At 46.6% G+C, this 13,832-nt stretch carries 10 protein-coding genes; 7 read left to right on the top strand and 3 right to left on the bottom strand.

The features are described 5' to 3' along the window. Positions 1–138: 138 nt before the first annotated feature. The gene (locus Q365_RS0108175; RefSeq protein WP_028022884.1) at positions 139–1,389 is read right to left on the bottom strand and encodes an aromatic ring-hydroxylating oxygenase subunit alpha; all 1,251 of its coding nucleotides are present in this window, start codon (positions 1,387–1,389) and stop codon (positions 139–141) included. A gap of 676 nt (positions 1,390–2,065) precedes the next feature. On the opposite strand from Q365_RS0108175, the gene Q365_RS0108170 reads away from it, so the two are divergent. From Q365_RS0108170 to Q365_RS0108150, 4 genes are all read left to right on the top strand, one after another. Beyond that, positions 2,066–3,115, top strand: coding sequence for a hypothetical protein (locus tag Q365_RS0108170; protein WP_028022883.1), 1,050 nt, complete (start codon positions 2,066–2,068; stop codon positions 3,113–3,115). A gap of 129 nt (positions 3,116–3,244) precedes the next feature. Beyond that, positions 3,245–4,321, top strand: coding sequence for a hypothetical protein (locus tag Q365_RS0108165; protein WP_028022882.1), 1,077 nt, complete (start codon positions 3,245–3,247; stop codon positions 4,319–4,321). A 269-nt stretch (positions 4,322–4,590) separates the two neighbouring features. Next, positions 4,591–6,066 (top strand): EAL domain-containing protein, encoded by a 1,476-nt coding sequence (locus tag Q365_RS0108155; protein ID WP_028022881.1) that lies wholly within the window; start codon positions 4,591–4,593, stop codon positions 6,064–6,066. Between the two features lie 346 nt (positions 6,067–6,412). Continuing rightward, on the top strand, positions 6,413–7,462 hold the full coding sequence (locus tag Q365_RS0108150; RefSeq protein WP_245621521.1) for a hypothetical protein: 1,050 nt from the start codon (positions 6,413–6,415) through the stop codon (positions 7,460–7,462). 48 nt (positions 7,463–7,510) lie between these two features. Here Q365_RS0108150 and Q365_RS0108145 read toward each other — a convergent pair whose 3' ends face one another. After that, positions 7,511–8,716 carry a pyridoxal-phosphate-dependent aminotransferase family protein gene (locus Q365_RS0108145; RefSeq protein ID WP_028022879.1) on the bottom strand — a complete coding sequence of 402 codons (1,206 nt, stop codon included), beginning with the start codon at positions 8,714–8,716 and terminating at the stop codon, positions 7,511–7,513. A gap of 347 nt (positions 8,717–9,063) precedes the next feature. Between Q365_RS0108145 and Q365_RS0108135 the strand changes: the two genes are divergently transcribed. The 3 genes from Q365_RS0108135 to Q365_RS0108125 all read left to right on the top strand — a co-directional run bounded on the left by Q365_RS0108135 (position 9,064) and on the right by Q365_RS0108125 (position 12,490). Continuing rightward, positions 9,064–9,387: a hypothetical protein gene (locus tag Q365_RS0108135; RefSeq protein ID WP_028022877.1), complete on the top strand. Its 324-nt coding sequence runs from the start codon at positions 9,064–9,066 to the stop codon at positions 9,385–9,387. Positions 9,388–9,560: 173 nt separating this feature from the next. Next, positions 9,561–10,403, top strand: a complete 843-nt coding sequence (locus Q365_RS0108130) for a LysR family transcriptional regulator (protein ID WP_028022876.1) — start codon at positions 9,561–9,563, stop codon at positions 10,401–10,403. A gap of 461 nt (positions 10,404–10,864) precedes the next feature. Further along, positions 10,865–12,490 (top strand): methyl-accepting chemotaxis protein, encoded by a 1,626-nt coding sequence (locus tag Q365_RS0108125; RefSeq protein WP_028022875.1) that lies wholly within the window; start codon positions 10,865–10,867, stop codon positions 12,488–12,490. 102 nt (positions 12,491–12,592) lie between these two features. On the opposite strand, the gene Q365_RS0108120 is transcribed toward Q365_RS0108125, so the two are convergent. Continuing rightward, positions 12,593–13,474: a LysR family transcriptional regulator gene (locus Q365_RS0108120; RefSeq protein WP_028022874.1), complete on the bottom strand. Its 882-nt coding sequence runs from the start codon at positions 13,472–13,474 to the stop codon at positions 12,593–12,595. Positions 13,475–13,832 lie beyond the last annotated feature (358 nt).

Genomic DNA, 13,832 nt, shown 5'->3' with positions numbered 1-13,832 from the left:
CAAAGCATGTCATTGAACACGTGATAGAAATGTGTGGATCACGTGTTCAATATGCGAGTTAGCTAAGACAGATTTTGGGTTGATTTTCGGCATGTGAATTACGCAAACACGACATCGACATGCCTTAAATGACCATGGCTATCCCAAGTTCTCTTTCATGCGCTCACAGTACCAATTGACGAAATTAATTACGCCAAACTCAAAAGTCTTCGAATAAGGGCCGGGGCGATACGCCACTGAGTTCACACCGCGTTGGTTATTTTCCGCCAATGAGCGATCTTGTGCGTTAGTGGCAGTCCATACCGCACTGAGGTTTTCTGGGTCGTAATCAACGCCCTCGACAGCATCTTTGTGAACCAGCCAACGCGTCACTACACGAGTTTCTTGTGGGCTAACAGGGATGATTTGAAACGCTATCAGGTTATCACTCATGCCGTGATTCCATGAGTTTGGCAGGTGCAATATGCGCAGTGCGCCAAGGTCTGGAATGGGTACTCGACCCAGCAGTTTCTTGCTGGCTACTTGACCGTCTAACGTCATGGAGTGAGTGCCTGCTTTCAACGGCGTTCTTACAATTCGGCTGCGATTGTCATAGGTGCCAGTGAAAAGGTACGGAATGTCGTGCCCATCCCACAGCGCTTGTTTCTCTGCGACCAGTGCTTTGAATTCTGGGGTAGAGCGAGGGTCATTGTTGTCATCCCACTCAAGTAACGATGCCAATAATTCAGGGTGTGAACCCTCGCAGTGGTAACACTCTCGGTTATTTTCGACCACTAATTTCCAATTGGCCTTTTCGATGATTTCGCTTTGCACTGCGATCTTGGTGTTGTCCATGTCGAAAGGTTCTAGGTAGTGATTTAGATCATCGAGAAACTCTTGAATCGGCGGTGGGTTATCCGACAAGCACACAAATATATACCCGCCAGCAGATTTGCATTGCACAGGGTGTAAGCTGAATTGTGTTCGATCGAAATCTTCACCCATGTCGGAGGCGTACACTAGCGAACCATCCAGATCGTATGCCCACTGGTGATAGGGACACACCAGCTTTGGCGATTTCCCTTTGCTGGCCAAACAAATTTTTGAGCCTCGATGGCGACAGACGTTATGGAAAGCGCTGATCTCATTGTTGTTGTCGCGAACGATCAGGATAGGGTTATTACCGATCTCAAGGGTGAAAAAACTGCCTTTTTTTGGGAGTTCGCATGTCATTCCAGCGAAGATCCACTCTTTACCAAAGATCTCTTCCATGTCGATGCGAAACAGCTCTGGGTCGTTATAAAAGGGCTGTTCTAGCGTGTAATCAGGAATACGTCGATCGAGCATGGTTTTCACCATTTCTCTATCAATGGGTGCAGCATCGAGATTCTTTACGGGAAGTTGACTCATGGCCCTTTCCTTACTTCAACAGTCATCAAATGTTTTGCGACATTCCATCATCGCTTTCCAACCCCAAACTCGACGAATCTCTAGGGGAAGGGAGCCAAGCGTGGCGATAGCGACGCATATACATCGAATAATGGCGCGTTTGAAATAAGGGTATTTATTTAATTACGACGTTTTACGCGCCATTTTACGACGGTAAAGCAGCAGGCATCAGAATGATGCGGTCATACTCAGCGTCTTCAGATTGATCGGACATAAATTCGTGTCATTGCAAGCTTATGAAGAGAAGAAATGAGAGGTAAACCATATAGCGATACCCAAGCAACCTGAAGATGGCCTCCCTTCGGGCGAGTTTACTGACGCCATGATCATAACGTCAGTCAAGCTCGCTGGATCCTGCATGTTCAGGTTGCTTGGGTATATAAGCAATTTAGTATTATTTATTCATGAATATAGTTTCATTAACAGCATGAAATTATTTTATTAATGAGTGTCGCATTTATAAAAATATTGTCACTAACTTATATTTTCTACATGTCTGACCTCTTAAATGCAAACGAATGGGATCATGATCAATGTTATAGGAATGTTGCGTCGACTAGGCTGATTTAAACCCGTTTTCGGATCGCATATATAAATACTACGCATTCGAAATTTTAAAATAAAAGGACGGTTTTAAATGAAGAAGTTTATCGCAATGTTATCGCTCGCCGCTGCCTCTCTTTCGATGCCTACGTTTGCAGCTATTGGTCAATACCCTGTCGTGTTAGTGCATGGTTTAAACCCATCTCAACTCCAGTCTAGGCCTGACGCGACAGAGGTTAGGGCTGACGGAGAGGAATATTGGCAGGAGTATTGGCTTACTCATGCTGACGTGCGTATAGACTGGCCTTCACATGAGCGAGTTGCTGGAAAAATAGCGAGTGATTATGCGTGGCCTAAATTAAAACAACTTTCAGAAAGTAATACTTGCAGTAATGGTTGTATTTTTGTCACTCATTCAACGGGTGATTTAGTTACGCGTTATATTTTAGATAATCAAGAAAACTGGCTTTTAAACGCAGGGTTATCACCATTAAATATTATTTCCACGTTTGATTTTGCCGGAGCTGGTGGCGGTTCTGAACTGGCTGACATGGCCGTAAATATTGCTGAAGGTGGTGGTGTTTTAAACGCATCATTAAGATTGGCTATCTCACTTTGGCTGGGTGAAATGCCAAACAGCAATAACGTTGGTGTGCTAAATGATCTGAAAGTCGCGAATGCCCGCCAAATCGCCCCTTTTCCTGATGGCAGAGTGCCACGCGTGCGCTTTACGGGCGACGACTCCGAGTATTTTGGCCTGACATCGCCTTTCTTACCGGGTCATGACGATGGTGTGGTGTCTGCTCATTCCTCATGTGGTGCGAGCCGTTCAGGCAGCTTTAGCAGTTGCTCCACCTCTGTCGCGTTTGATGGCAAAGTGACTTATCAGTCGAACGGTGTATCCAGCTTTATGCCACGTCATTACCCAATGATGATGGGCAGTGGTTACGGACACGGCGAATTGATTGGCGATAGCCACCAAGGGAAGGTAACGACGGCGCGCAATTCCGTGACGTTGGCGAATGGACAAGGCATCTCAGTATCCACCAAAGATAAATGGTCGTGGTGGTCTTGGGCGACTTATCGCTATGTGAATGGCTCGGATGATCGCACTATGTCTGAATTGGTGACTGATCTGCTTTAACATTGTGCCCAAGTACCGCTGTGGTGCTTGGGCATAGTCAACATGTCATTGGCGAAATCGCATGGTATCTCGTGACGTCGCTACTACTTGTATCAGCGCTGGACGCTTGTTAAGTAAAAGGAATTCCAAATGAAGCCAACGAAGGTATTCGTGATCGTGCTAAGTGTCAGCGTTGTTGGTTTGGCTGCGTGGTTTCTGCTCGCTGAACGGCCTTCACCCAATGTAGCGGTTGCATCTGCAACGCCCATTAAAGAAGGCGTCGCGACGGCTGCTTCGACGCCCGCGCTGTCGACGAACCAAAATCGCGACACTCCTTCATTGGCTATTCAATCGCCTAAGCGAGAAGACGTGGTGGTATCAGAAAAAATGGCCGTGCAGTTTTCTCGTATTGCACAAACTTTCGAAAGCGAGTTGGATTTCCCGCCATATTCACAACCCATCTTGGATTCTTCGAGTCCTTATCTTACTCCTAACCACTTTTCTGTCGTGGAGATGCCGGTACTGGATGGTACAGATTCAGCCGCATTGGTTATGGATAAATACCGTTATTTTTTCCCTGAGCCACTTTCCTTTAAAGTTAAGAGTGGGTTGGCCGTACAGAGCATGACATTCTCTCTCATTGATACTGAAACACGTACCGTCGTCGCGACGGGCAGCAGTGAGAATCACCTTGGTGAGATACCTGCGAAGGAAAGCTGGCCTGCTAATGTTCGCCTTCGCGTACTTGTGCAATTCGACCGTGGTGAAGATGTACTCACGGCGGACATTAACTATCAAACCCCTGTGGCGTTTGTGGTGGGGGCACAACCTGCTTATGTGAATGGGGCGGATTGGATGATCCCCTTAGAGATTGAAGCAAAGGAGGCTGGGCTATACCGATTGCGCGCGAACCTTTATCGAAGTGATGGTGCGCCTGTTGCTGTGCTGACTAACAAGCAGCGTCTGAGCAGTGGTGACAGTGTCATGGAAGTGAAAGCACATCAATCCGTATTCGGCGGTGTGCAAGGCGATTATCAGCTACGAGATATTCAGCTGGAACGCATGTCCGGCGTGCCAGGCGAAGAAACACGCTACGGTGTTTCCAATATTTCTGTTATTGAATTGGGGGAATTTGACGTGAATGATCTTTCCATTGAGCCCTATGTCCCCTCTGAACAAGAGCAACAGCAACTTCTCTTCCTAAAAAGCCTCGCTGGCGAGGTTTGAAACCGTCGATATTTATTTACAGTCCTGTCTCTAAATCTTTCCAATGACGGTGTCGTTACCTTCCTTGTTTCATATCCATTTCATGGTGATTTCACTTTATCCGTGATATACCTCGCGCCGAATTTATTTATGTCCAATTTTACTGACTTTAATGTCATTAACCTGTTGCTTTTGCGCACATTAATTGTGTGCATTTTTGGCAAAAAAATAGACATTGGACGCTCCTTTTTTTGCTGAGAACAGCGAGTTCCTAAAGGTTTTCGAAATCAATGAAGCGAAATAAACAAGATGTAGTGTATTACCTCGTTTTGCTTTGTGTGCCGTTATTCTTTTCTGTTGCCGTTGGCCTTTATTTGTCCAAGCTGACGATCGATCACCATGCCGAAGACTTTGGTAACTTTTATATGCAAACACTTGAGCGCAAGGCTGAAGTGTTGTCTGTGCAGGTTGGTGTTGCCTTAAGTGAACCTGCTCGATGTGATGTCATTCTTTCGCGAATGGAAATGTGGCCTTATATCAACGATTACGCCGTGACCAAAGATGGCAAGGTGCTTTGCCAATCGAATCATTTCTTTGATTGGATTGATGAAACCTTGGTCGGAATAACGCCCCTAGCTGGGTTGCATAGTTATCGTAACCAGTCATCCATGGAGGCAGGTGAGAATCTGCTTGTGATCGCGACAGAAGAAGTCGCAGGCGTTCAAGGCTTTGCCGTACTCACCAAAAAAGCCTTTCACGAGTATTTGGATCTTGCTCCTTCTTCTCGATACAGCAAGTTGACCATTTGGATCGATGACACGCCAATGGTGGGCAAACGTCATGCTGATCAGGTCATCGGTCATTCTGTGGATTCAGAAGAGCATCATATTAGTATTGGGGCGTCGCCTTCAGACAGTTATGTGCATGCCACTATGGCGATGTTTGTGTTATCAAGCATCCCTGTCGCCTTGCTGATTTCGTTGATGGCGCACTTCCTGCTTCGTTATTTTGCACCGCGCCTATCTTTGGCCGATGACATTAAACGTGGCTTAGATCGTAAAGAGTTTTACCTGCAGTATCAGCCAATCTATGGCAATGACAATAAGCTGCATGGGTTTGAAGCGCTGGCACGTTGGCAGCATCCTCACATGGGCTATGTGAGCCCTGAGATATTCATTCCTGAAATCGAAAACCAGCAGCTGAGTATGCTTTTCACTCGCTATGTGTTTGAGCGTGTGGTGGAAGACATGGGACCGCTTAAGCTAGCGAAGCCTTATCATTTGGGGGTGAATGTCCCGCCGTCGTTTATGTGCAGCGACGAATTAGATGCAACACTTAAAACAACGCTGGAAGCGTTTCAGCGAGTGAACCTGTCTTTGACCTTGGAAGTGACTGAACGACAATTGCTGAATGAAGAAGCAATTAGACACATAGATGCGGTTCGCCAGCTCGGTATTCGCGTGGCTATTGACGACTTTGGGGTTGGGCATACCTCGCTGTCTATGCTTCAGCGCGTGCATTTTGACTATTTGAAGATTGATAAGTGCTTTGTAGACACTGTCGGCGTGGATTCGATTAATGCACCTGTGTTGGAATCCATCATTGAGCTGGCTCATCGCTTGAACGTGGATATTGTGGCAGAAGGCGTTGAGAAAATTGAACAATCCTCATTTTTGGCCGCGCGAGGCTGTCAGTTCCAACAAGGCTATTTGCATGATAGACCCTTGTCGATAGAGGCGGTGAGTTCACGCTTTGTGTTTGGGTGACAGCTTGTTATCGACAGATCGTTTAGATTGATTGGACTGATTGTTCGATTGAATTGAATGTTTCAACAAGGCGAGCTTTTTGGCTCGCCTTCCTATTTTAAGAGGCTCAAAACCGCCTCACGTCCGATGTTCTATCGTCCTCTTTTTATGGAGTTCGCTACACCAGCAAAGGGATGTCTTGTTCATAACGTCAATAGAACCTGCGGAATTCTGCATCGGCAGGTGCGAGAGAGTATTGGCTTTACGCGGAGTTTTTATTGGTAACAAGGTGTAGATTTTGGTTGGCTCCTAGAAATATAAGCTATTCTTTTTAATGGTATTAACGATTTATCACCGAGAGTAGTGTTTGGAAGCGATTAAGCAAACTGAATCCATTTCCATTGTGCAGCAATGGCGAGCAGAGTTGGTGGGAACAGAGATGTTCTGGGCCGACTTGCTTGTTGATGAGCGGTTTGCTGATGAGTCTGGCAGCATGAGTCAGTATGTTGTTGATTATCGTGCCAATTTGAAAGATCACATCGCCAGCGTGATTGCGAAGCCTCGCGTGTTTCTGTTCGGACTTCGTGAGAAAGTGCGTTTCAATTACTTTCGCCAACCTAGCTATAACTTTCTGACGAAGAAAACTAAATTTCATTTGTTGGTGGGTGTGAATTCTAAACCCATGACAGTCTCGATTAAGCTTGAGGACTTTTTCTTCAAAGATCTCCCTCGGCCAAAAATCATCCTTGAGCCACACTTTGTGACCTTGCTGAAAAGTCAGGCGGATAATGTCACTTTGTCAGTGCACGATTTTCTTTCAACCGTTGGTGCTGATCTCGGTTTTCAATGTGATGTGATTGCAACAGGAAGTAGCTTTTCGCCCTATTGGGGAGAAATCGAGGATGAGGCTCAGAGTCTATCGGCCTTTTTTAATGAAACGAAAAGGCATGTGGTCAAAGGGAAAGATTTGGTGGTGTACCTCAATGACTATGAGCTGACGACCACTGGCAGCATGTTGGATAACGTTGTTATTGATGAAAACATTGACGGTCTCTTTGAGCAGCCCATTGCTATCGTGTCCAATGACGAAGATTTAGATCAAGACGATCCTGATGAAGACGGGATTGATGAAAGACTGGATATGGATCCGCATCAACTGTTGATGCTGTCACGTTGTTTTACTCTGTATTTTCTCGGTCGAGACGCGGAGACGTCAGTGATAGTCAAAAGCGCTGACAACAATCTTTCCCGATACATGAAAAGGGCGTCGGTATCCCTTATCGCGATTGATCATGCTTACATATGTGAAGGCGAGTATATCAATCTCGGGTCACAAGAAGTCGCGCATTCATCCTCGCATGTGTTCTCGATCGAGCAAGAGAATGGGCGGTTGTCAGTGGAAAAGCCTGCCGACTGATCGGCAGGCCCTTTAATGCTAGGAAAACTGATGTCAGGAGAACTGACGTTAGGAGAACTGGGGTTGGTATTCCTGTAAGGCTTTTTCGAGCATCGCCACACCACGAGGCAAGTCTGCTTCGCCATTTAACCCTTGAATCGTCGAACCTAGTGCATGAATGGTACGGAATATATTGTGCACGCGACACTGCTCCCCCATTTGTCCTACGCGGATGATGTCTAACCCGAATGAACCGGAAATCTCGACTTTGAAGTCATGAGAGATGCGCGACAAGATGGCCTTTTGATCTAGGCCGTTTGGCACATGAATACCCACCACCGAGTTCAAACGTGAGGCTTTATCTGCGAACAGCGACAAGCCCAACCCTTCAATACCAGCTTGCAGTGCCAAAGAGCATCGTAGGTGTCGGTCAAAGCGACCGGGTAACGTTTCTTCACACACGAGTCGCAATGCTTCGTGGATCGCCATAATGCCGGAAACGGGGGCCGTATAGTGATAGGAGCTTTGATACCAGAATTTATCCGCGAGCTTGGCGTCCAAACACCAATGACGCAGGGTGTCTTGTCGTGATGTGATTTTGTCCCACGCTTGCTCGGAGAACGCCACGAGTGATACGCCGGGAATACAGCTTAGGCCTTTTTGCCCACCCGTAATCACCGCATCAACGCCCCATTCATCCATGTTCAGTGGCATGGTGCTCAAGGTGCACACCGCATCAACAATCACTAAACATCCCGCCGCTTTTGCCGCGCGGCAAATTTCCGGTAGGGCGCTGTTACAGACTGTGTTTGAGGTTTCGCCTTGCACAATGGTCAGCACTTTCGGCGCATGTTCTGCAATCGCTTTTGCCACTTCGATGGGGTCAGCCGCTTGGCCTTCTTCAATGGTTAATTGCGTTACATTGCCTTCGACACGTGATGACATTTCTGACAACCGGTTACTGAAAAAACCGTTACAAACAGACAGCACGTTATCGCCAGGCGCAACGAGGTTAGCAATCGCCATTTCCATGGCGGCAGAACCGGGGCCTGCGACACCTAAAATGTGTGATGATTCGGTTTGGAATACATAGCGAGACATCGCTTTCACCTGCTCGATAATACGAGACATGGTTTCACCCAAATGGTTGATCACGATGCCATTGGCGGCGGCGACTTTGGCTGGAATGGGAACAGGGCCCGCACCCATCATCAACAGTGGCTCGTCTGGCAATATGCTATCTAATGATTCAACTATGGGGGCGGAAATGCGCACGCAGTAACTCCTGTTATATGAAACGTCCATGTATCACTCTTAGCAAGCACAGCTTGGCGAGGGAGTGGTATCGATACCCAGTATATGGAGATTGCTTGGGTATTAGGCATCTTAAAACAGCCGCTCACGGATTGCGAGTTGGGCAGGGGGGGGCAGAGATGATTCAGTGGCAAATGGACGTAATCACCAGTTTCATCTTCATTCTGCAAGAAAATGATGCGTTTCCCTTTGATGTTTCGCGCTATGAATTTGATTGCATTCTCTTTGATAGAACAGTTGTCAAAGGATGAGCTGATTACACTGGAAGACATGTTCGTTCGCGCTGACATTAAGTGGTAGGAGGCTCGATGCCAATGGTCTGGTTAGATGTCGCAATGGGGATATTGTGGGGCTTTTGGCTCGCGATGTACTTGGATAGGTTTTATGGCAAACAAGTAACGGCTATTCACTTGTGCGTCTTTGTGTTTGTGCAAAAGAGCTTCAAAACAAACAGAGCCTTGGGCTCTTTCATCAATCTATCGCTGCTTTGTCTTTTCTTGATGGCAGCGTCCGCGTTGTTTGGGCACTTTGTTGAAAGTTGGGGTCTGTTTGTCTTGGGATGGTGCGCGGGGTATGGCGTCTATTGTCTGCGCTTTTCTCAGCCTAAACCGGAGGTTCAGCGTAGGGTGTGATGTTGCGTGAGAGTGGCTCAGTTGTGACCGCAAACCTGTCAATTGAAGATGTTTGGGTATAGAAGTCATCCAATTAACATCAAAATTAGCAAATTGTCGCTTTTGACCTTGACCCTAGCAAGGTTTTCCCCGATAACGCAGTTAGATGATTTTACCTTTTATACAGCGCTGATATGGATACTGATCTACTACGCACATTTCTGGAAGTGAACAAAACTCGCCATTTCGGTAAAGCGGCGACGAATCTTTATCTGACCCAATCGGCAGTGAGTTTTCGTATCCGTCAGCTTGAAATAAAACTAGGAACACCGGTTTTCACACGTAAACGTGGTGATCTGCGTTTGACGTCGGCCGGAGAGCGTTTTGTTCCTTATGCTGAGAACATTCTTCAAACGTGGGGACGTGCGCGTCAGGATGTCGCACTAACGGATTCTTACCAGCAGCAACTGACGGTTGGCGCAACATCTCTCATTTGGGAGCTGGAAAGCAGCAGTGAGTGGCTTGAGCAAGTGCAAATTGCACAACCTGAATGGGCATTGCGCACTGAGTCTTTAAGCCGTCAGCAAATCTCAAATGCACTGTTAGAAAAGCTGGTAGACGTTGTGTTAACCAGTGAACCACCCAAATTGGCCGATTTACAACAGCAACGTGTTACTCACTTTGAATTGATCTTGGTGTCGAGCGAACCAGATCAAGACATGGAAAGCATTGCAGAGTTGCCTCTGGTCTATTTGGATTGGGGAACCCGCTTTGGTGTTGAACACAGCCGTATCCCTTCAATGCAGCGCACGCCTGTGCTACACAGCCATGGTTGTCAGCCAGCGCTCACGTTTTTGTTGAAACGTGGTGGGGTAGGCTATTTGCCGTCGACGATAGCACAGCCTTGGATTGATGCCGGTAAGTTGTATCGCGTTGAAGATAGCCCATCAATGGCGAATGAGTTGTTTATGGTGTGGTTATCAGGAAATGACAAGCATGACGATATCGAAGAGCTCGTGTCGCTAATGTCCGCGTAAACGACTTTCTATTTAATTGCCTCCGCTATATACCCAAGTAACCTGATCCTGCATCAGCAGATTGCTTGGGTATATCTATTCCATAACATCACATCCTCGTTATTGATTAACCGTCAGTAACGAGGGTGGTGGTTATAAATTGCTCCCTGACTTCTTCTTTTATTCCTCAATATCACCTTCATTTCTATCTGAACCCCTGTCTTAAGAGTTGGACGATTTAATGTCCTTAAATGATTAAGGCTAATAATTGGGCAGCCCATATTTGGTGGAAAAATGACCACAACACGCTTGGTTTCGATAATTTATTGGCGCTTGTGACGGATATTTGACGTGTATTTATGTGTGAGAAAATAATTGTTGCTGAATGCGATTAATGGTTTGGTTTTTAGTGATCTAACTCTCATAATGCGGCAAATTTTCGAATAGTCAGTACACGAAACACAGTCAGGTATAAAAGACATATGTCCCTTAACAATATTTCCATTCGGTACCAAATTCAGTTTCCCATCATTATTTTGGTTCTCTGCGTTTTTTCGGTTCTATTTTTTGCAAAAAGTGAGGTGGAATCGTCCATTCTTGCAACCAATAATACGGCTCGTCAGGCTGCATCAGACAAAGATCGTGTATCTAAACTTGCAGACATTGCATGGGGAATGCGCGTAGAGGCTATTTATGGCATCTATGACCAAGCGAGAACGAAGGAAATGGCGAAAGAGGTTTCTCTACTTGGCAGAGAAGCGCTGGACATTACTCGTCACATGGCACAAACCGCGCAGTTGCGTGATCTTGTCATGCAAGTAGAGGAAAGCGTCAGTGATTATGTGCGTTATACCGATGCCACCGCGCAACCGACTATTGAAGGATACTTCAACAGCCAGATTAATGAGTCACGCTATAACACCATGGTGAACGAATATCGTCACATGGGCAGTGACATGATGGTGGCAATCAATGACCTTTCTGCCTTTATCAACCCATTGATTGAGCAAGATCTAAAGCTGTCTGACGAGAATAGTGACGAAGCGATTCTCACCACGGGCATTGTGCTTACTGTCTCTATTCTCTTCGCTATTGTGATCAGCTGGTGGTTGTCGAGTGTCATCGTTAAGCCACTTCAAGTTCTCCAAGAAGTCTTGCGCAAGGTCGCAATGGGGGATTTGAGTGTCTTGGCGAACGAGGAAGGCACCAATGAACTAGCGCTTCTTGGTCGTGATACGAACAAGAGTATTGAGCAATTGCGTCACACGGTAAGAACCCTTGTGGGTATCAGTGATGAAGTGGCGGCAGCCTCTACTGAACTAGCCACGGTGATGACTCAATCTTCTGCCAATGCACAGCAAGAGCAAGGCGAGATTGAACAAGTTGCATCAGCGGTGACTGAGCTTTCAAGCACAGCAGACAATGTTTCTGACAATGCCGTGAACGCGGACCATGCTGCGCGTCAAACTGATGAGTTGGCGTCTCAAGGCATGGCGGTATTCCAGCAAAGCTCTGAAGCAGCAGAGCAAATGGTGGAATCGATTGAGAACACAGCTTCTGTTGTATCGAACCTACGTGAGCAATCTGAGCGTATCAGCCATGTTGTTGAAGTGATTCGCGGAATTTCAGAACAAACCAACTTGTTGGCATTGAACGCGGCGATTGAAGCGGCACGTGCCGGTCATTCGGGCCGTGGCTTTGCGGTAGTAGCCGATGAAGTTCGTATGTTGGCAGCGCGTACCGAAGAGTCGACCAAAGAAATTCAACAAATCATTGAAGGTCTTCAAGGTCAGGCATCTCAAGCGGGTGACAGCATGGGCATGTGTATGGATGTTCTAGCACGCACCCAGACATTAAGCCAACAAGCGAATGATGCGCTAATTGGTATCACGCAATCTGTCGCGCAAATCACTGATATGAACACCTTGGTGGCAACGGCTGCTGAGCAGCAGTCGGCGGTCACGCAAGACATCAACCGTAATATCACCAATATGTCGTGCATCATTACGCAGAATGTTACTGGTATCAGCCAGAGTGCGCAGGCGAGTTTAGAGCTGTCTAAGCTGGCTGAAAGCCAAAAGCAAGAGTTGGCGTTCTTCCGCCTTTAATACTCAGTTGATTGCTATCAGTCTCTGTTCAATCAGATTGAGCGAGCATTAGCGAACTAACAAAATGCCGCTTTATGTCCTTATGGGTATAGAGCGGTTTTTTTATGCCAGTGCGACTTCAATGATTTCAATGATCTTTGCATAACGCTGAGGCAAATTCCGGTAGCGCTTCTGCGCAAGATACACCTGCTGATAGACAGGGTGACGCAGGGTGAGACAACTCAGTTTGTCTCTATCTACAAAACTATCGACCACTCCGCCAGGTAACACGGTAAAACCTAGCCCTTGTGAAACTGGCAGTAGTATTTGTGCCAGCTGGTTCACGTAGCCTTTGTCGCGAAACCCATCTAACCCTCTATATTGCTTAGGGTAATTCTTCGAGAGCACTAAATCCGCGTATTGACTGGCATCGGGATGTTGGATAAACCCCAGCTCGCACAGCGCAAGATAATCATGTGGATCGACCTGACTGGCTGCGGGTACCACCAAACACAGAGACTCTTTTCCCATGAGCGTTTCTTCGATAGATGGGTGGCTAATAGGTTGCGTGCTAATCCCAATATCGATCTGGTTATCCATGAGCAGGGCATGAATGCGCGAGGCGGGTGCAGCTTCAATGTGGACAGATAAATCTGGATGCTGTTGCTGATGAGCCAGTAGCAAGGGGTAGAGCTTCATTGCCATGGCGCCGGAACACGCAATTCGAATGGGCCCTTGGTTGGGATTGTCGTCTTTGAGTTGGGCGAGAAACGACTCTTTTAGCTGTTTTTGTGATGCGATGTAATGTTTAAGCAGCGTGCCGGCTTGGCTTAACTCAAACTGCTTGCCCTCCCTAAAAATCAGCGTTTCGCCTAACGTGTCCTCTAGTTTTTTGATGTGCTGACTGACCCCAGGCTGCGTCATGAACAAGCATTCTGCGGTTTTGGTGAAACTTTGGGTGTCGGCCAAGGTTTCGAATGTGATGAGCCATTTGGGATTCAGCATGGATTCTCTATAAATTTTGCTTATTTATCTAATGATAATGGATAAATTTTCGCGGTCAATTTTCTTCGATTTGGACGGGCAGTGCGAGACGATATGACACCGTTTTGGCGGTTCAATACCCCTAGAAATTGAATCCAAAGTCGTTATCTTCTATCACTTTCCTTCGTTACATCAAATGCTTGCTGAACAAAAAATAGACACAATAATGTCTTTTTTGTTTTCGCTTTGGGTATTAAATGTTACCGGTCACATGGAAATATGTGATACGCAACACATTTGGTGATTTGTCTCGCATTCGTGATGTATCTCAATTTGTATAACCACTGTTAATCTCTTTGCGCCTTGTATGTGACAAGCA

This window comes from Enterovibrio calviensis DSM 14347, assembly GCF_000621165.1.
GTDB lineage: Bacteria > Pseudomonadota > Gammaproteobacteria > Enterobacterales > Vibrionaceae > Enterovibrio > Enterovibrio calviensis.
The sequence above is the reverse complement of the archived record's forward strand: the minus strand, read 5'-3'. Positions and strand labels throughout refer to the sequence as shown.